Annotated in this window: 14 protein-coding genes; 10 read left to right on the top strand and 4 right to left on the bottom strand. The window is 70.9% G+C overall.

Annotation, left to right across the window (positions count from 1 at the left end; translation table 11 throughout):
- Positions 1 to 3 precede the first annotated feature (3 nt).
- Positions 4 to 795: an SDR family NAD(P)-dependent oxidoreductase gene (locus ABD932_RS16495; RefSeq protein ID WP_345013279.1), complete on the top strand. Its 792-nt coding sequence runs from the start codon at positions 4 to 6 to the stop codon at positions 793 to 795.
- A 6-nt stretch (positions 796 to 801) separates the two neighbouring features.
- Here the strand turns inward: ABD932_RS16495 and ABD932_RS16490 are convergent, their stop codons facing one another.
- Positions 802 to 3,477: an ATP-binding protein gene (locus ABD932_RS16490; protein WP_345013277.1), complete on the bottom strand. Its 2,676-nt coding sequence runs from the start codon at positions 3,475 to 3,477 to the stop codon at positions 802 to 804.
- A 239-nt stretch (positions 3,478 to 3,716) separates the two neighbouring features.
- Between ABD932_RS16490 and ABD932_RS16485 the strand changes: the two genes are divergently transcribed.
- The 3 genes from ABD932_RS16485 to ABD932_RS16475 all read left to right on the top strand — a co-directional run bounded on the left by ABD932_RS16485 (position 3,717) and on the right by ABD932_RS16475 (position 7,392).
- Positions 3,717 to 5,009: an MFS transporter gene (locus ABD932_RS16485; protein WP_345013275.1), complete on the top strand. Its 1,293-nt coding sequence runs from the start codon at positions 3,717 to 3,719 to the stop codon at positions 5,007 to 5,009.
- A 4-nt stretch (positions 5,010 to 5,013) separates the two neighbouring features.
- Entirely contained in the window at positions 5,014 to 6,168 is a 1,155-nt protein-coding gene (locus tag ABD932_RS16480) for an anhydro-N-acetylmuramic acid kinase (protein ID WP_345013273.1), read from the top strand.
- Positions 6,169 to 6,243: 75 nt separating this feature from the next.
- Positions 6,244 to 7,392, top strand: coding sequence for a DUF2510 domain-containing protein (locus ABD932_RS16475; protein ID WP_345013271.1), 1,149 nt, complete (start codon positions 6,244 to 6,246; stop codon positions 7,390 to 7,392).
- Between the two features lie 163 nt (positions 7,393 to 7,555).
- On the opposite strand, the gene ABD932_RS16470 is transcribed toward ABD932_RS16475, so the two are convergent.
- A complete protein-coding gene (locus ABD932_RS16470) occupies positions 7,556 to 8,170 on the bottom strand; it encodes a TetR/AcrR family transcriptional regulator (RefSeq protein WP_345013269.1) in 615 nt (204 codons plus the stop codon).
- A 251-nt stretch (positions 8,171 to 8,421) separates the two neighbouring features.
- Between ABD932_RS16470 and ABD932_RS16465 the strand changes: the two genes are divergently transcribed.
- Positions 8,422 to 9,234, top strand: a complete 813-nt coding sequence (locus ABD932_RS16465; protein WP_345013267.1) for a phosphatase PAP2 family protein — start codon at positions 8,422 to 8,424, stop codon at positions 9,232 to 9,234.
- Entirely contained in the window at positions 9,231 to 10,196 is a 966-nt protein-coding gene (locus ABD932_RS16460; RefSeq protein WP_345013265.1) for a DMT family protein, read from the top strand. The genes ABD932_RS16465 and ABD932_RS16460 overlap by 4 nt, the downstream gene beginning before the upstream one ends.
- A 27-nt stretch (positions 10,197 to 10,223) precedes the next feature.
- On the opposite strand, the gene ABD932_RS16455 is transcribed toward ABD932_RS16460, so the two are convergent.
- Positions 10,224 to 12,275, bottom strand: coding sequence for a phosphocholine-specific phospholipase C (locus ABD932_RS16455; protein WP_345013263.1), 2,052 nt, complete (start codon positions 12,273 to 12,275; stop codon positions 10,224 to 10,226).
- A gap of 162 nt (positions 12,276 to 12,437) precedes the next feature.
- On the opposite strand from ABD932_RS16455, the gene ABD932_RS16450 reads away from it, so the two are divergent.
- Positions 12,438 to 13,736 (top strand): MFS transporter, encoded by a 1,299-nt coding sequence (locus ABD932_RS16450; protein ID WP_345013261.1) that lies wholly within the window; start codon positions 12,438 to 12,440, stop codon positions 13,734 to 13,736.
- Between the two features lie 79 nt (positions 13,737 to 13,815).
- Here ABD932_RS16450 and ABD932_RS16445 read toward each other — a convergent pair whose 3' ends face one another.
- The gene (locus ABD932_RS16445; protein ID WP_345013259.1) at positions 13,816 to 14,589 is read right to left on the bottom strand and encodes a FadR/GntR family transcriptional regulator; all 774 of its coding nucleotides are present in this window, start codon (positions 14,587 to 14,589) and stop codon (positions 13,816 to 13,818) included.
- Positions 14,590 to 14,716: 127 nt separating this feature from the next.
- Between ABD932_RS16445 and ABD932_RS16440 the strand changes: the two genes are divergently transcribed.
- The 3 genes from ABD932_RS16440 to ABD932_RS16430 all read left to right on the top strand — a co-directional run bounded on the left by ABD932_RS16440 (position 14,717) and on the right by ABD932_RS16430 (position 18,940).
- Positions 14,717 to 16,939, top strand: coding sequence for an alpha-L-fucosidase (locus ABD932_RS16440; protein WP_345013257.1), 2,223 nt, complete (start codon positions 14,717 to 14,719; stop codon positions 16,937 to 16,939).
- Positions 16,940 to 17,010: 71 nt separating this feature from the next.
- A complete protein-coding gene (locus ABD932_RS16435; RefSeq protein ID WP_250086511.1) occupies positions 17,011 to 17,319 on the top strand; it encodes a trypco2 family protein in 309 nt (102 codons plus the stop codon).
- A 163-nt stretch (positions 17,320 to 17,482) separates the two neighbouring features.
- Complete coding sequence (locus ABD932_RS16430) at positions 17,483 to 18,940, top strand: VMAP-C domain-containing protein (protein ID WP_345013253.1); 1,458 nt, start codon at positions 17,483 to 17,485, stop codon at positions 18,938 to 18,940.
- The last annotated feature ends 90 nt before the right edge of the window (positions 18,941 to 19,030 follow it).

Raw genomic sequence — 19,030 nt, 5'->3', positions numbered from 1 at the left:
GGCATGTCCACGATTCTCATCACCGGTGCCACCTCGGGTCTCGGCCGGTACGTGGCCTTCGAGCTGGTCCGCTCGGGGCACGTCGTCCTCGCGCACGGACGCGACCCGGGCCGTACGGAACAGCTGGTCGAGGAGTTGCGCACCGAGGGTGACGCCGAGGGGTTCGTCGCCGATCTGGCCTCGCTGACGCAGGTGCGCGAGCTGGGCGCGCATGTCGCCGGCGCGCATCCCGACCTGGACGTGCTGATCAACAACGCGGGCGTGGGAGCGGGTCCGCCCGGCGCGGGGCGCGAGCTGAGCGCCGACGGACACGAACTACGGCTCGCCGTGAACTACTTGGCTCCGGTGGTGCTGACCCGTGCCCTGCTCCCGGTACTGCAAGCGAACACGCCCGCCCGGGTCGTCAACGTCGGCTCGGCCGGCCAGGAGCCCCTCGACTTCGACGACGTCGAGTTCCGACGCGGATACGACGGCTTCGCGGCGTACCGACGAGCAAAGTTCGCTCTGGCGGCCCACACCTTCGTCCTCGCCGAGGAGTTGGCGGACACCGGTGTCGCCGTGAACGTGCTCCACCCGGCGACCTTCATGGACACGGCGATGGTGCGCGAAGGCGGGGTCGCCCCCTGGAACACCGTCGCCGACGGTGCCCCGGGTGTCCTGGCCCTGGCGACCCAGGACCTGGGCACGGGCATGTACTTCGAAGGCACGAGCCCGTCCCGGGCGCACGAGGGGACGTACGACCCCGAGGTTCGCAAGCGGCTGGCCGCGGTCACCGACCAGCTGCTCGCCCTCTGACCCCCCTCAGACCACTCCCGCGGCCAGCGCCGCCTCCGCCTCCAGCGCCAGCCCGTCCGCACCGCACGACCGCGCCAGCGTCAGCCCTCGCTGGAGCTCCGCGGACGAGCGGGCGGCGAGGCCGTACTCGACCCGGGCGGCCGCGTGCTCGTACTGGCAGGGCGAGGCCTCCAGATAGGTGACGGCCTGTTCGGCGAGGCGGACCGCGCGCTGGCCGGTCTCCAGGGCGGCGGCGCAGCGCAGGGCCTCGCCGATGGCGGTGTCGGTGCCGAAGCGCTCGGCGTGGCGGCGGACGTCGGTGGCGAGCCGGGCGGCGCGCGCCGGGTCCTCGCTCGCGAGGGCGCGGGCCAGGTCGACGGCCCAGGGGACCATGATCGGGTTGTGGTGGCCGCGTACGGCCGCCGCCTTCTCCGCCTCCTCCAGTTCGTTGATGCCCTCCTGGGTGCGGCCGACCGCGAGGAGGAGGCGGCCGCGGACCGAGCGCGGGTCCGGCAGGACGATGGTGGACGGGTAGGGCGGGGCGAAGCCGTACTGCTCGGCGATCTCCCAGGCCTCCTCGACATGGCCGCGGGCGAGAAGTGTGTCGACGAGGTTGCAGGTCGCGGACCAGTGCAGGGGCAGCCGGCGGCCGACGCGCTCGGCGAGCGCCAGCGACTTGCGCAGGGACGCCTCGGCCTCGTGGAGCCGGCCGCGCCTGCGGTGTCCGACGCCGACGTAGGCGTGGGCCAGGGCGAGGTGGCCGCCGCTCCAGCCGGCGGACTCGTAGGCGCGAAGGGCCTCGTTGTAGAGGGCCTCGGCGCGGTCGAGCCGGTCGGTGAAGGCGTAGGAGTTGGTCAGCATCATCAGCAGCTCGATGCCCCACTCCGGGTCGGTCCAGCCGAGTCCGGGGGCGAGGCGGCCGTTGACGAGGGCGCGGTCGCACAGCTCGACGACCTCCTCGGCGTTCTCCCCGCGGGCCATCACGTCGAAGCCGCGCAGGATGAGCAGGGCGCGCTCGGAGTTGTCGCGGCCGGTGCAGGTCCTGGCGAGGTCGGCGAGGCGTGCGGAGCGTCCGGGCGAGGTCGCCTCGCCGGCGTAGATGCCCTCCCACATGAACTGCACCGCCTGGAGCCGCAGTTTGGCGGGTCCGGCCTGGTGCTTGGCGGCCTCCGCCTCGACGGTGCGGACGGCCTCCTCCAGCTGGTCGTTGTGGAGCAGCGCCTGGGAGAGGCGGTAGACGGCGTCGACGCGTTCGTCGCCGTCGAGACCGGGCATGGCAAGGGCGGTCTGGAGGTGGTCGATGGTGGTGGCGGGCGCGGTGAGGAGCGTGGCGCAGCCGAGTTCGTGGAGCACGCGCGCGTGGACCTCGGGCAGGGGCGGCTCCAGCAGGGCCCGCTCCAGGCAGCGGCGGGCCGCGTCGGGGGCACCGACGGCGAGGTGTTCGCTCGCGGCCTCGCGCAGCTGCTCGACGAGTTCCTCGTCGTTGTCCGGGTGGACCTCGAGGAGGTGGCGGGCGGCGACCGCGGCTCCCCGGCCGTTGTCGGTGACGACGCGGGCGGCGATGCCGTGCATGGCGGTGCGCAGGGCGTCCGGGATGGAGTTGTAGACGGCGGTGGCGATCAGTGGGTGGACGAACTGCAGCTCGCCGTCGTCCGGTTGGGCACCGGCCGGGTCGGGCTCGGTGAGGATGCGGGCGGTGCGCAGGAGGTCGGCGCACCGCTCGGCGTCGTCGATGCTCATGGTGGCGAGTTCGGCCACCAGGTCGACCGAGATGCCGGTGCCGAGGATGGCGGCCGCCCAGGCGAACCGGGTGGCGTCGATGCCGAGCGTCTCCAGGCGGGCGACGAGTCCGCCGCCGCGCGCGGAGCGGTTCAGGGCACGCAGTTCGCCGGCCGCGGACTCGGTCGGCTCGAACTCGCTGTCCTGCACCTTGGCGAGGAGTTCGACGGTCTCGTAGGGGTTGCCGCCGGTGACGGCCCACACCTCGCGGCAGAACGGGGCGTCGGCGTGCGCACCCAGCGTGGCGCGGGTGAGGCCGGCGGTGGCGTCGGGGGTGAGGGCGCTCAGGTTGGCCACGGAGGAGCCCGCGGCGGCGACCGCGTCGAGGTGGCGGGCGCTGTCGCCGCTGACCTCGCCGGGGCGGCGGGCCACCATGACCATGACGCTCTGTTCGCCGAGGCGCTCGGCGAACGCGGCGAGCCAGCGCAGGGTCTCCTGGTCGGCCCAGTGGGCGTCGTCGATCAGCAGCACCAGCGGCCAGTCACGCCGGGCGAGTCGGCGTACGACCGCCACCAGGCCGTCGCACACGCCCTGCGGGTCGGCCTGGCGCTCGCCGGGGTCCGTTATGCCGAGGGCGGGTCCGGCGATGTCGTACCAGTCCCCGAGGTACTCGCGCGCCTCTTCCGGCATCAGCGACAGCAGCGCCGGCTGCAGTAACTGCCGTACCACGTTGAAGGGGACGGAACTCAGGGTCTCGCTGCCGCGCGCGGACCACACCATGCAGCCCCGGGCCTCCGCGATGCGGCGTGTCTCGGCCAGCAGTGCCGTCTTGCCGATTCCCGCCTCGCCGCGCAGCACCAGGAGGCTGCCCGAGGAGGACTTGTCGGCGCACAGGGTGTCGAGGGCCCGCTCCACTGCGGCAAGTTCCTCGTCGCGCTCCCACAGGGAAGCCGAGGCGGCCTGTGTGGGCCGTACCTCCGTCATCCCGCTACCTCCCCAAGTCGCCCGAACGACGTACAGACCTCGAGCGTAGCCGTCCGGTTGCCTAAGTGGAGGCCGGTCCGGGCAGCTGTTGCCGTGATGGGTGAAAGCGGGTGCGGACAGGCGACGCACGAGGCCCGTGACCTGCCCGTCCGAAACTTACCGACAGTCAGGAACCGACACCCCACAGGGCAGTCCGACCGACAGTCAGAAGGCTCGGGAATGACTCGGAAGGCTCGGGAATGACACTGACGATCCAGGACCGAAGCAGGGTCCGGTCCCGCAGGGCGCTGGTCGCGGGATCGGTGGGCAACTTCATCGAGTGGTACGAGTTCGGTGTCTACGGCTACTTCGCGACGATCATCGCGGCGCGCTTCTTCACACCGGAGGGCGGCAGCGAGGCCGAGGCGCTGGTGAGGACGTACGCCTCGTTCGCGCTGGCGTTCTTCTTCCGGCCCGTCGGAGCGGCCCTGTTCGGCCGGCTCGGCGACCGGATCGGGCGACGACCGGTGCTGATCCTGGTGATCACCCTGATGACCGGTGCGACGACGCTGATCGGCGCGCTGCCGACGTACGCCACGGTCGGCGCCCTCGCGCCCTGGCTGCTGACGTTTCTCAGGGTGCTTCAAGGGCTGTCCGCGGGTGGCGAGTTCGGCGGCGCGGTGTCGGTGCTGACCGAGTTCGCGCCACCCGGGCGACGCGGGCTGTACGGGTCGTGGCAGTCGTTCACCGTGGCGCTGGGGCTGCTGGGTGGTGCGGGCGCGGCGGCGCTGCTGGCCACCGTGCTGACGGAGGATCAACTGGGCGACTGGGGCTGGCGGTTGCCGTTCCTGCTGACGCTTCCGCTCGGGCTGGGCGCCTTGTGGCTGCGCTTGAGGCTGGACGAGACGCCCGCGTTCCGGGAGGAGAGGGAGGCCGAGCGGCCGCCGGTGCGTGAGGTCGCCGGCGCGATCGCGCTGGGCGCCGGGCGGATCATGGGGTGGGCCGCGGCCGGGTACACCTTCCTGGTCGTGCTGCCGTCGTATCTGCAGTCCACGCTGGACGCGACCTTCCAGCAGGCGCTGATCGCCACGGTGCTGGCCAACCTCGGGTTCGCGATGACGATCCTGCCGGCGGGGTGGCTCAGCGACCGGTTCGGGCGGCGCTCGGTGATGCTGACGGGGGCGGTGCTCGTGGTGGTCCTCGCGGTGCCGCTGCTCAACCTTCTTCAGGAGCCGGGCGTTTCCCTCACCGTGAAGGGTGCGGCGGTGTGCGGTGCGGGTGCCGTGGTGGGGCTGATGGCGGGGCCCGGGCCGGCGATGCTCGCCGAGCTGTTCCCGACGAACGTCCGCCACACGGGGCTGGGACTCGCCTACGCCCTGTCCAATGCGGTGTTCTCGGGCTGCGCGGGGCTCATCATCACGGAGACGATCGAGCGGACCGGGAACGTGGACATCCCCGCGTACTACGCGGCCGCGACCTGCGCGGTGAGTGTTCTCGCGCTGGCCGGGAACCCGAAGGCCCCGGTCAAGGCAGCGAAGAGAAGGGCGAGTTGAGCGGATGCGGGTGATCGGCCTGATGTCGGGCACGTCGTACGACGCCATCGACGCGGCCGCCGCCGACCTGCGTCTCGTCGGGGACGGCCTCGTCCTCAAGCCGCTGGGGCTGGTCAGCGAGGCGTACGACTGGGCGCTGCGCGAGGCGCTGGAGGCGTCCCTGCCGCCGGGGACGACCTCGATGGCCGAGGTGTGCCGGTTGGACACGCGGATCGGGCAGGCCTTCGCGGCGGCGGCCGTCCGAGCGGACCGTGAACTGTGCGACGGGCGGGCGGAGTTGATCGCCTCGCACGGGCAGACGGTGTATCACTGGGTCGACGGCGCAGAGGTGCACGGCACGCTGCAACTCGGGCAGCCCGCGTGGATCGCCGAGGCGACCGAGCTGCCCGTGGTCGCCGATTTCCGGCCACGCGACATCACCGCCGGCGGCCAGGGCGCACCGCTGGTCAGCCTGGTCGACCTGCTGTGGCTGCGCGGCCGGCCGGGCACGCCGGTCGCCCTCAACCTCGGTGGCATCGCCAACCTCACCGCGCCCGACGGCTCCGCCTTCGACAGCGGGCCGGGCTGCGCGCTGATCGACGCGGCTGCCAGCGGATTCAGCGGCGGGCAACTGGCGTACGACGTGGACGGGGCGCTGGCCGGTCGCGGCAGCATCCATGAGCCGCTGCTGCACAGGCTGCTGGAAGAGCCGTACTACGCGCTGCCCGCGCCGAAGACGACCGGCAAGGAGCTGTTCCATCTCGGCCATCTGCGGGACGCGCTGGCCGGGTTCGGCACACTGCCCGCCGAGGACGTCGTCGCGACCCTGACCATGCTGACCGCACGGACGGTCGCGGACGCCGTGCGCGAGGTGGGCGCGACCGAGGTGATCGCCTCGGGGGGCGGGACGCGCAACCCCGTACTGATGGGGATGCTCGGGCAGCGGCTGCCCGGGGTGGCGCTGCGCACTTCCGACGAGCTCGGGCTGCCTGCGGCGGCCAAGGAAGCGTACGCCTTCGCCGTGCTGGGGTTCCTGACCGCGCACGGGCTGCCCGGAACCGTCCCGGCGGCCACCGGCGCCCGGCACGCGCGCGTGCTCGGTTCGATCACACCGGGGCGGGCCGGTCTGCGGCTGCCGCCACCGGTTCTGGAGCGGCCGGTACGGCTCGTCCTGGAGTGACGCGGACCGAGGTCCGGATGTGTCGGGGCCGGGTCCTCTCATCCCCCTTTCACCGACGCCTCATACGGTGGACCCATGACGCAGGTGACTCCTCCCGGCTGGTACCCCGACCCCGGCCGGAAAAGTGACGGTCCGCCCACCGAGCGCTGGTGGGACGGCAAGGCATGGACGGACCAGGTCCGACCCGCGGGGTCGGCCGCCGCATGGGCGCCTCCGGGGGAGCCGGCGGCGGACGGGGCGCAGTCGGGGCCTCCGGCGACCGAGGAGGCTCCCTCAGGGCAGCCGACGACCGACGAGGCTCCTCCGGCGCATCCGCCTGCCGACGGGACTCCCCCGGGGCAGCCGGCGGCGGGCACGGCGCATCCGGGGCAGCCTCCGGCCTACGGGGCTCAGCTCCCGTATCCGGTGCACCCGGGGTATCCCGGCGAACCGCAGTCGAGCGGGCGGCGCGGGCTGCGCACGGGGATAGCGGTGGGTGTGGCCACGGTTGTCCTCGCGAGCATCGGGGTCGGCGTGTACGCGCTGACCGCCGACAGCGGCTCGGGCGGCGGCAGCGCCAACTCCCAGCAGGGCCCGGACGGGCAGGGCGGGCCCGGCGGACAGGGCGGCCCAGGCGGGCCCGGCGGCGGCAACGGCGGCGGCAACGGGGGTTCCGGCGGGCAGTCGCCCTCCCCCGACCAGTCCGAGGCACCGAAGGTGGACAGCGGTTCGGTGACCGACCCGGTGAGCGGGATCAGCCTGCCGATCCCGGACGGCTGGTACGGCCAGCAGGTCAACTGGGGCGCGCACGTGGCGTCGGACGAGACGTACAAGTGCCCCGCCGAGACCTCCCAGACCTGCCAGAAGGGCGGCGCCTACTCGGCGCCGGCGCTCGCGCTCGGCACCAAGGGCGACACGGCCGAGGAGGTCGCCAAGGCGGACATCGAGGCGAACGCCGAGGAGTCCTACGGCAAGGGGTACGGGGAGATCACCTCGCACGAGGTGCTGGCCTCCAAGGCGGTGACCGTGGCCGGGCAGAAGGGCTACCTGGTCCGCTGGAAGGCGATCACCAGCAAGGGCACCGACGGCTATGTCGAGTCGCTCGCCTTCCCCTCGCCCGTCAGCGAGCAGCAGATGGTCCTGGTCCGCCTCGGCGTCGACACCACCGAGAAGCAGTCGATCCTCGACGAGATCGCCAAGGGCATCAAGGTGTCCACGGGCGGCGGCACGGGCCAGGACGTCTGAGCCGCTCCTCCGCTGGTTCGCCCCGGACATGATGCGGCCGGGTGGGGCGCCCCTCCGCTCAAGAGGAACCCCACCCGGCCGGGGGGTGCGCGCCGCCCCCGTCCCCACGGTGCGGCGCGGAACAGGTCACCGTCCAGTCATCCCGTGGACGGCGGCCTGAGTCTCAGGTCAGGCCCAGTGTCGGAAGCACGGCGGCCTCCACGAACCGGACGATGTAGTCGGGGTCGGCGTCCTCGCCCTCCAGGACGGGGCGAGCCCGCAGCACGCCGAAGATCTGCGCCGGGATGTACTCCAGCGCCGGATGGTCGGCGGCCACCTCCCCCCGGTCGACCCCGCGCCGCAGGATCTCCTTCAGCGCGTCGAGCTCGGGGTCGATGAGCGCCTCGCGCAGGGCCCGCTGGAGCTCCGGGTCCTGCATGACGGCATGGCCGAGCGCCTGGAACAAACGGGTGTCCTTGCCCGACCACGCCCCCGCTGCCCGGGCGGCCTCCTTCAGGTCCCCCGCGAGGCTGCCGGTGTCGATGCCCTCGAACCGGGTACGCCGGCTCGCGCGCAGGGCGGCGGCCACGAACTGCGGCTTGGTCTTCCACTGCCGGTAGAGCGTGGACTTGCTGCAGCGCGTGCTGGTGGCGACGCCCTCCATGGTGACGGAGTCGTAGCCGCACGCTCGGATCTGTTCGAGCACGGCGTCGAAGAACTCCTGCTCACGCTCGGGCGTGATCTTGGAGCGGCGCGAGGCGGTGACCGTGTCCGGTCCGTCCGCGGCCTGCGACGTCATCTGCTCGTCTCCTTGCTCGGGTGCGACGCCCCGCGGTTGTGAAGGGGCCGCGTCTCCAGTGTGTCGTACGTCTATCGATACGCCACTGTACCGGAACGGGAGCGTATCGGTACAGTGGCGTATCGGTACAGGGGCGTTTCGGTACGCCGACGTATCGATGAGTTCGGCGATCCCGCACAGTCAGCACCTCTACGAACTCACTCACCACCACCCAGCACCACCCAGCACCGTTCAGCGAAAGGGCCGGGGGAATGAATGGCCGCACCGAGCCTGCCGAAGCGGAGACCGACGCGATAGCGCGGCCTCCGCTGGTCCGTGAGCTCCTGCTCGTCGCAGGGCTCTTCCTCGTCTACAAGCTCGGCCGGCAGCTGGCCACGGGCCACACCGGCGAGGCCTTCCGCAACGCCGACGGTGTGTGGAACTTCGAGCGAGCCGCCCATCTGCCCGGCGAGGGCTCGGTGCAGAACCTGCTGCTGCACGGCGACACGCTCATACACATCGCCAACACCTACTACGCCACCGTCCACTTCCCGGCCACGGCGGCCTTCCTGGTCTGGCTCTACCTGCGGCGCCCCGCCCACTACGTCTGGGCCCGCCGCGTCCTCGCCGCGCTCACCGCCGCCGCCCTGGTGGTACACCTCGCGTTCCCGCTGGCCCCGCCACGCATGCTGACCGCGGCCGGCCTGATCGACACCGGCCAGGTGTACGGCCCCTCGGTGTACGGCTCCCCCGAGACCGACCACCTGTCGAACCAGTTCGCGGCGATGCCGTCGCTGCACTTCGGCTGGGCCCTGATGGTGGCGATCGGCCTGATCGTGGCGACCCGCTCGCGATGGCGCCGGCTGTGGCTGCTGCACCCGCTCCTGACGCTGCTGGTCATAGTCGGCACCGCCAACCACTACTGGCTCGACGCGATCGTGGTGACGGCCATGCTCGGCCTCGCCCTCGCGGTGATCAACCTGCCGCGGCGCACGGCGACGACGGCCGGACGCGGTGCCGGGAAGCTGGTGCCGGCGGCCCGGGACGAGGAGAGCGCCCTCGTGGGCGCGGGAGCGGGCCGATGAACGCCACCCTCTTCGCCATCGTCCTCTCCCTGTTCTCCGCCGTCGCCTACGCGGCCGCGGCCGTCGCCCAGGAGCGGCTGGCCTCCCGCGCACAGGGTTCGGGTCTGCTCCGACTGCTGGGCTCCGGCGCCTGGTGGGGAGCGGTCCTGCTCAACGGCTCCGGCGCGCTGCTGCACGTGGTGGCCCTGAAGTACGGTCCGCTGACCGTGGTGCAGCCGCTCGGGGCGCTCACCCTGGTGGCCGCGGTGCCGCTGGGCGCGCGGGTCGCGGGGCGGCGGGTCAGCGCGGTCGAGTGGCGCGGTACGGCGCTGACGCTGGTCGGCTTGGCCGCGATCCTCGTCACGGCGTCCGGGCACGCGCCCGACGAGGTGCTGAGCACGTCCGAGGCGCTGGCGGTCGCGGCGGCGACCGTGGCACTGATCGGCATGCTGTCGCGGCCCGGCGCCCGGCCGGGGCTGCGGCACGCGGCGGCGTCCGGCTTCGCCTCCGGGGTGGCCTCGGCACTGACGCAGACCGTGACGGTGGCCTTGACGGACCACTCCGCCCCGGTGCTCAGCCTCCAGGTGTCCGGGGTGGCGCTGCTCATCGCAGCCCTCGCGGCGAGCGGACTGCTGCTGTCGCAGACCGCCTACCGGGGTGGCCTGGGCGGCCCGCTCGCGGTGGTGACGCTGGCGAACCCGATGGCCGCCGCGGTGATCGGGCTCGTCCTGCTCGGCGAGCGGTTGCAGGGCGGTGCGGCAGGCATCCTGCTGGCGCTGGCCGGGGCGGGGCTCGCGTCCTGGGGCGTGGTGCTGCTCAGCCGGGCGGCACCGGAGTCCGCCTCGGACGCGGCGCACGTCGATCCCGCGTCGGTCGACGAGCACCCCGTGGCCGCCGTACTGGCCCTGGAGCCCGAATCGGCGAAGCCGGAGCCTGCGTTGGTGCCCCGGCAACCGGAGCCGGGGCACCTCACAGCACTCTGATCCGAGGAGTCCGTCCCTCGCGACCGGTTACTCGGTGATGATCGCCGGGTCGCTCACCCCCGGCCGCCCGTTCTCGACGCGCCCCGCGAACCGCCGCAGGAACGCCGGGTCGGCGTCGGACGTGACGGTCAGGTCGTACCAGCGCCGACTCGTCGCCAGGTCGACCGTGCGGCACACCGTGGCACCGGGCCGCACCGTCACCGTCGTAGCGCTGCCGACGTAGCCGTTGGCGACCTTCAGGCGCACGGTGGCGGTGCCCTTGTTGGTGAAGGTCAGCTCGATGTCGTCGCCCTTGTGCCGGGCGGTGACCTCGGGACCGGCCGCCTTGTTCGAGCCCTTGAACCAGCGCACGAAACCGGCCGGACCGTGCACGGTCAGGTCGTACGATCCGCCCGAGTACGCCGAGTTCCAGGTGTCGGCGATGCTCTTGCCGGCTTCGGTGGTGTACGTCCAGGGGCCGTCCGTGCGGTTGCCGGACGTGACGTGGAAGGCCGCGCCCGCCTTGGCACCGGAGGCGAAGGCGAGTGTGAACCTGCCGGCCGCCGCGTCGACGGAACCGTCCACGTACGGGGCGTACTTGAGCGGCCGGGAGGGGCGCAGACCGCGCTCCTGCTTCGGCATGTCCGGATCGGCCGGCGGCGTCGGCTTGTAGTCGGGGTGACGCTCGCGGTCCTGCGGCTCGTACTCGTCCGTCTCCGGCAGCGGGGCGGGGCGGCTGTCCTTGCGGGAGAAGTCGAAGGCCGAGGTCAGGTCGCCGCAGATGGCCCGGCGCCAGGGCGAGATGTTCGTCTCCCTGACGCCGAAGCGGCGCTCCATGAACCGCAGGATCGAGGTGTGGTCGAGGGTCTCGGAGCAGACGTAACCGCCCTTGCTCCACGGCGAGACGACCAGCATCGGCACCCGCGGGCCGAGGCCGTAGGGGCCCGCCGGGCGCTTGCTGTCGCCCGGGTAGAGGTCGAGGGAGACGTCGACGGTGGACTTGCCCCGCGAGGCGTCCTTCGGCGGGAGCGGAGGCACCACGTGGTCGAAGAAGCCGTCGTTCTCGTCGAAGGTGATGAACAGGGCCGTCTTCGACCAGACCTCCGGGTTGGAGGTGAGGGCGTCCAGAACCTGGGCGATGTACCAGGCGCCGTAGTTCGACGGCCAGTTGGAGTGCTCGGAGAAGGCCTCGGGGGCGGCGATCCAGGAGATCTTCGGCAGCTTGCCGGCCTTGACGTCGGCCTTCAGCTGGTCGAAGTAGCCGTCGCCGTTCTTGACGTCGGTACCGGTGCGGGCCTTGTCGTACCAGGGGTCGCCGGGCTGGGCGCCCCGGTACTTGTTGAAGTACAGCAGCGAGTTGTCGCCGTAGTTGCCCCGGTAGGCGTCCTCGATCCAGCCCCAGGAGCCGGCCGCGTCAAGGCCGTCGCCGATGTCCTGGTAGATCTTCCAGGAGACGCCCGCCTGCTCCAGGCGCTCGGGGTAGGTCGTCCAGCCGTAGCCGAGCTCGTCGTTGCCGAGGACCGGGCCGCCGCCGGTGCCGTCGTTGCCCGTGTAGCCGGTCCACATGTAGTAGCGGTTCGGGTCGGTGGAGCCGATGAACGAGCAGTGGTAGGCGTCGCAGACGGTGAAGGCGTCGGCGAGGGCGTAGTGGAAGGGGATGTCCTCACGGGTCAGGTACGCCATGGTCGTGGTGCCCTTGGCGGGTATCCACTTGTCGTACTTGCCGCCGTTGTAGGCCTGCTGACCGTCGGTCCAACCGTGCGGGAGACCCTCCAGGAACTGCATGCCGAGGTCGTCGGCGTCCGGGTGGAACGGCAGGATGTCCTTGCTGCCGTTCGACTGGTGCCAGTTCGACTTGCCGTTGTCCAGCTTCACCGGGCGCGGGTCGCCGAAGCCGCGCACGCCGCGCAGCTTGCCGAAGTAGTGGTCGAAGGAACGGTTCTCCTGCATCAGGACGACGATGTGCTCGACATCCTCGATCGACCCCGTGCGATGGTTCGCCGGAATCGCGGCGGCCCGCTGGATGCTGCTCGACAGAGCCGTGAACGCCGTGGTCGCGCCCGCGAGTTGAAGGAAGCTGCGGCGATTGACTTCGGGCATGAGTGAGGGACCTCTTCCCATTGAGGGTGATTTGACCGGACGGCATGTGACGGAATGCGCGCGGAAGGAGTGTTCCAGGAGCACCAAACGTCAGGGAAGGGTCCGGTGGCGCTCGTGTGAAAGTCGCGGGTACGTGAGGTGTGCCGGGGCCGGTGTGCGGGGATGGTCGCGATCATGACAGAGACGACGCGCACGGATTCCCCGCCGACCTCCCGGCCCGTACGCCAGCTCCTCGCCGCCTCGGTCGGCAACGCCGTCGAGTGGTATGACTGGTACGCCTACACGTTCCTGGCCACCTATATCGCGGCCGAGGTCTTCCCGAAGAGCGCGGACAGCTCCCTGGTGCCGCTGCTGTCGACGTTCGCGGTCTTCGCGGTGGGCTTCTTCATGCGGCCGGTCGGCGGGCTGCTCATGGGCGCCGTCGCGGACCGCCGCGGCCGGCGCGCCGCGCTGACGGTCACCATCCTGCTGATGGGCGGCAGCAGTCTGCTGGTCGGACTGACCCCGACCTACGAGACCGCGGGCGTCCTCGCTCCGGTGATCCTGGTCCTCGCCCGCCTCCTCCAAGGCCTGTCGGTGGGCGGCGAGTTCGCGGCGTCGACGACCTTCCTGGTGGAGTCGGCGGGGCCGGGACGGCGCGGACTGTTCTCCAGCTTCCAGTACGTGTCGACGACCGTCGGGCAGCTCGTCGCGTCCGGTATCGCGACGCTGCTGGTGGACACCTTGAGCGACGGGCAGATGAACGGCTGGGGCTGGCGGGTGCCGTTCGTGCTCGGCGCCGTCCTCAGTCTGGTCGGCTTCTGGATCCGGCAGGGCGCGGCGGAGACGAGGAGCGCCGAGCAGCAACAGGCCCCGCGACCGGGCCTGTTGGAGGCGCTGCGCCGCCATCCCCGCCAGTCCCTGCTGATCTGCGGCATCACCGCGGGCGGCACGATCGCGTACTACACGTGGACGTCGTACCTGCCGACGTACGCCGAACTCAACGCGGGCATCGAGAAGTCCGACGCGCTGCTCGCGGGCACGATCTCGCTGGCCTTCTTCGCCCTGCTCCAGCCGCTGGGCGGCCTGCTCTCGGACCGGTTCGGCCGGCGCCCCCTGCTCCTCTTCTTCGGCCTGGGCTTCACCCTGCTCACCGTCCCGCTGCTGCACGCCCTGCACGACTCGTTCACGGTGCTGCTGCTCGTGCAGTGCGCGGGCATGGTGCTGCTGACCGGGTTCACGTCGATCAGCGCGGCCGTGAACGCCGAGGTGTTCCCGCCGCGCGTGCGGGCGGCCGGCATCGGGTTCCCGTACTCGCTGACGGTCGCGATGTTCGGGGGTACGGCGCCGTATGTAGGCACGCTGTTCAAGGAACTGGGGCACGCGGACCTGTTCCCCTGGTACGTCGCCGCACTCTGCCTCGGCTCGTCGCTGGTGTATCTGCGCCTTCCCGAGACGGCGCACAAGGCGCTCGAACGATGACCTCGCCGCGCCGGATCGGCGCGGCGCCGCTCAGTGCGCCTCCGCTCAGCGCGTCTGCGGCACTCTGACCGACCGCCCCCTAACCGGACCCGTTCCCGCCCGTCGAGTGCGAGGCCCTTTCGCGGTCCGGTACGGGCGCGGCGGTATCGCCTTCCGCTACGGGTGCGGTCGTACTCAGGTGCTCCCGCAACCACTGCTCCGTACTGCTGACATGCACCAACGCGGCAGCCTGGCTGAGCGGGGCGTCCCGCCGCGCCAACGCCGTGAAGATCGCCTCGTGCTCGGCGAGGGTGCGGCTTGCCGCCCGGGTGTCGACCAGACCGCGCCAGACACGGGCCCGCAGGGTGCGGCCCGAGACGCCCTCCAGCAGGGTGGCCAGGGATTCGTTGCCCGTGGCGGCCACGACGGCCCGGTGGAACGCCGCGTCGTGCGCGTTGAGTTGCTCGACGTCGTCGCGGGCCTCCCGCATCGCGTCCAGGTGCCGCTGCACCTCGGCCAGGTCCTCGTCGGTGATCCGGGTGGCGGCCAGGGCGGTGGCCATGGGTTCGAGCAGGCGCCTGACCTCCATCAGGTCCAGCAGCGCGGCCGGGTCGCTCTGCAGCAGGTCCACCGCACCGCCGAGTCCCTCCAGCAGGAGGCTCGGCTGGAGGCTGGTCACATAGGTGCCGTCGCCGCGTCTGACCTCCAGTACCCGGGCGACGGCCAGCGCCTTGACCGCCTCGCGCGCGAGGTTGCGGGACAGCCCCAACTGGGCGGCGAGGTCCGGTTCCGGGGGCAGCTTGGAGCCAGGGGGCAACGCGCCCGAGCGGACCAGCTCACGGAGCTGGTCGATGGCCTTGTCGGTCAGAGACATGTGATGTCTCCCCTTGAGCAAAAAGTAGTATTCAGGAACAAACCGGTCAACTCCCCTACCCCGGCAGGCGCATTCATCCCTGCACACCCGTTGACAGTAGACGGTCCCATGCCTGACGTTCATGCGTATGTCGCAGTCGATCAGCAGGCGCAGGTTACTTGCCGGAGCCACGGCCGTCGCGGCGGCCGCGGTGACCACCGACGTGTTCGCGGCCGGCCGTGCGCCGGCCGCCCCGACGACCTACCAGCCCACCTGGGACTCCGTGAACCGACACCCCGCCGCCCCCGAGTGGTTCAGGGACGCCAAGTTCGGCATCTACTTCCACTGGGGCGTCTTCAGCGTCCCCGCGTACGACAGCGAGTGGTACCCGCGCAACATGTACGTGCCGGACAGCAAGGCGAACAAGCATCACCTCGCCACGTACGGCGACCCGTCCGTCTGGCCGTTCCACAACTTCATCGACGGAGCGGACGATCTGGCGGGTAACCACCGGGAGTTCGCGCCGAGGCTCAAGTCCGAGGGCGGCGCCTTCGACCCCGACGAATGGGCGCAGCTCTTCGTGGACGCGGGTGCGCGGTTCGCCGGGCCGGTCGCCGAGCACCATGACGGCTACTCGATGTGGGACAGCAAGGTCAACGAGTGGAACTCCGTGCGCCGGGGCCCGGGCCTGGACCTGCTGAAGCTGTTCGCCGACGCCGTCCGCGCCAAGCGGCTGAAGCTGCTGGTGGCGATGCACCACGCGTACAACCACACCGGCTACTTCGAGTACGTCCCGGAGCAGGCGGACGAGAGCCTGAAGAAGCTGTACGGACAACTCACTGCGGAGCGGGAGAACCAGCTCTGGTACGACAAGCTCAAGGAGGTCGTCGACCGTGCCGAGCCGGACATCCTGTGGCAGGACTGGCGGCTGGACCACGTCGACGAGCAGCAGCGGCTGAACTTCCTCGCGTACTACTACAACCAGGCCGAGCGGTGGGGCAGGGAAGTCGTCGCCACCTACAAGGACGGGTTCAACAGCCACGGCCAGGTCTTCGACTACGAGCGGGGCGGCCCTGCCGACCTCACCGCGCCCTACTGGCTGACCGACGACAGCATCTCCAGCTCCAGTTGGTGCTACACCGAGGGCATCGGCTACTACTCTCTCGCCCAGATGCTGCACTCGTTCATCGACCGGGTCAGCAAGAACGGCAACGTGCTGCTCAACATCGCCCCGACGGCCGACGGCACCATCCCGCAGGGCCAGCGCGACATCCTGCTCGGCATCGGCGACTACCTGAAACGCTTCGGTGAGTCGATCTACGGCACCCGGGCCTGGACGGCGTACGGCGAGGGCCCGACGAAGATGGGCGGCGGCTCCTTCACGCGGCCCACGGCCGGTACCGCCCAGGACATCCGCTTCACACGGAACAAGGCGAACACCGTCCTGTACGCCACGGTGCTGGGGTGGCCCGGCAGTTCGCTGACGATCGAGACGCTCGCCTCCGACCGGATCGACCTGGGCTCCCTGTCCTCGGTGCAGTTGCTCGACGCGACGGCGGGCACCTACGTCGACCTCCCCGCCCCGGCCCGGAACACCTCCGGCCTGACGGTGGCTCTCCCCTCGACGGCACCGTTCGACGCCCCCGCCTACGTCCTGAAGCTCCGCTTCTCCGGCCGTATTCCGACGTTGCGGCCCCTCACCGGTGCCGTCGCCTTCAAGGGCACCGGCTACGACGGCGACAGTGCCGTGCTGCCCCTCGGCGGCTACACGGCCGAGCAGTTGACCCTGGCGGGACTGCCGCCGCGGACCCTCTCCTCCCTCCGGCTCGCCCCCGGGTACGAGCTCGTCGGCTACTCGGGCGACGACTTCACCGGCACCTCGTGGACCTTCACGGCCGACAGCGCCGCAGTCCGCAAGCGGATCACCTCTCTCAAGGTCGTGTTCAACCCGTCGGCCCACTTCCGGATCACCAACGTCACCAACGGCCTGGCCCTGGACAGCGGCGGCGACGTCCCCTCCGGCTCCGACCTGAAGCAGTGGGCCTGGGACGCCTCCCCCAACCTGCAGTGGCAGGCGGTCGACCTCGGCAACGGCTACTACAAGCTGGTCAACCGCACCAACGGCATGGTCGCCGACGGCAGGGGCGCCACGACCGACGGGGCCACGGCCCGCCAGGCCGACTGGAACGGCGGCACCGACCAGCAGTGGCTGATCACCCACCGCGGAGACGGCCGGTACTCCATCGCCAACCGCACCACGGGCCTCGTCCTGGACGGCGGCGGCAAGGTGTCCTCGGGCTCCGTCACGAAGCAGTGGACCTGGGGCACCAGCACCAACCTGCTGTGGACGTTCGGCCTCACAGCGGCGTGAGGGGAAGGGGAAGGGGAAGTCCCCCGCCTTTGGTGTCGTCCCGTTTCCCCGGCCTCCGATAAAATCTTCTTATGATCGAACTCTCAGAAATGATCCGGGAGTTGCGGCAGGAACTCATCAATGCCTTGACGGACGGAAGCGGCGGACCCCTGCGGTTCGAGCTCGGTCCCGTCGAAGTCGAGGCGACCGTCGCGGTGGGGCGCAAGGGAGGCGCCCAGGGCAAGGTACGTTTCTGGGTTGTCGAGTCGGCGGCCGACGTGGCCATGGAGTCGTCGCGCACCCATCGGATCACTCTCACTCTGAAGCCGACACTCGTCGCACCGGACGGGGTTCAGCACAGTGTTCTGATCTCGGGGGACGAGGCCCTCGGGGAACGCTGACCCGCACCGGGTCCAGGCACACTGCACTTCAACCCCCTGACGTGGGTGGACGTGTGGCCGTACCCTGGTCGGCACGATCAGGACTAACTCGATGGCGGCCGACGGCAATCGGGAGGTCACGGGGGTGGAAGGGCGCAGCCCTGCGCGGGTTCGTAACGAGCTGGTGGCAGAGGTCGTCGATGTGCTCCAGGACTCGCCCACGATGCGGCATTCGACCAGCGCCGACCTCCTGGTCACGATGCTGGGGCAGGAGCTGGGCCATCCCTTGGAGCTCTCGCGCAGCGAGATGCTGCGACCGTGGCTGCTGCAACTCGTGGAACAGTGCGCGCGGTTTCCCGACGGGCTGCCCTGCCTGGTGCGCTGCCTCGGATACGTGGAGCAGCAGTCCACCGGTGTCACCACGTTGCAGCGTCTGGTGGACGAGTGGGAGGCCGTGGACTTCTTCGACGGAACCGATGTGCGCTCCCTGCGGCCGATCCTGGAGGAGATGCGCTCATCAGTCGCCCTGACGGCCATGGTGCGGCGGGCCAGCCGTTCGCGTATCCAGGAACTGCCCCCGTGGTGCGACACGGGTTGGGCGATCTTCTTACGTCTGGCGGGGGACAACTCGGTCGCCGGGGAGCTGCCGGTGAGCATGGCCTTTCTGTCCCTCGCCGCCGAACTGCTCATGGAGGACGGGAACGCTCGGGTAGCGGAACAGCTTCGTCGCTGGAACCGCCGGCAGGCCGGCATCTGGGGTCTGGAGGACCAGATGGCGGAATGGCAGCGCACCGACGTCATACGGCCCTCCCTCTCCCCCGTGCCGGCGTACTTGATGATCCAGTTCGAGCCCGACGGTGTGGACCCCGACCGCTACTACCTCTCCCACTGGCTCGCCCACTGGAGACCGTCGGACGCGGCGGGCTGGCACCCCCTTCCGGGCGAAACCCTGCACCTGCACCGCGACGAACTCCGTTCCAAGGTCGAGCAGCTCGTCGAGCAGACCGAGGAACGCTGGTGGGATCTGCGACAGCCGGTCGTCCTCGAATTCATCCTGCCGTGGGAGCTGCTCAACGAACCCGTGGAGTGGTGGCACAAGGAGGCCGACTCCGCATCCCCCATCCCGCTGGTGATGGACTACGCCGTCCTCCTCCGCAGTTTGGAACGCCTGCGCAGGGTCGCCTGGCACCGGCCCTGGCACAACAGGTGGCGCCAGTTCAAGGAACAGCCGGCCGACAGTCACGCCTACTGGAACCACCCGGGCCAGTCGCACTTCCATCTTGAGCGGGAGTTGAAGGAGGACGAGCGGGCTGTCTGTCTCGTGCTCAGCGAGCCGCCCAACGGCGAATCGTCCTCCAGTCGGCAGGAGTTCCTGGCGGCGCTGCGGGCGGGCATTCCCGCCATGGTGTGGCATCGCAGCGACTGCTCCGATCCCGCCTTCAAGGAGGCGGTCGCCGACATCGTGCAGGACAGAGGGCTGAGCGGCCTGCTGGAGCGGACCACCCGATGGCGCAGGGAAGCTCTGGCGATGGGACCGGAGGGGTGGGACGATCACGTGGGCCGCCACCTCGCGATCCTGCTCGACGATCCTGACCGCAAACCCGGACCTCCGCCTTCCGCCCGTGCACCGGTGCCACGCTGAACCGGCCGGCCGAAGCACGGATGCGGTGACCGTCCGCCGACGACGAGAGGGGTGCCACGGGTGAACCTTCGTGAGACCGGGGCGGGTCAC

The organism is Streptomyces shaanxiensis (assembly GCF_039537145.1).
GTDB classification, from domain to species: domain Bacteria; phylum Actinomycetota; class Actinomycetes; order Streptomycetales; family Streptomycetaceae; genus Streptomyces; species Streptomyces shaanxiensis.
This window is presented reverse-complemented; position numbering and strand designations above follow the sequence as displayed.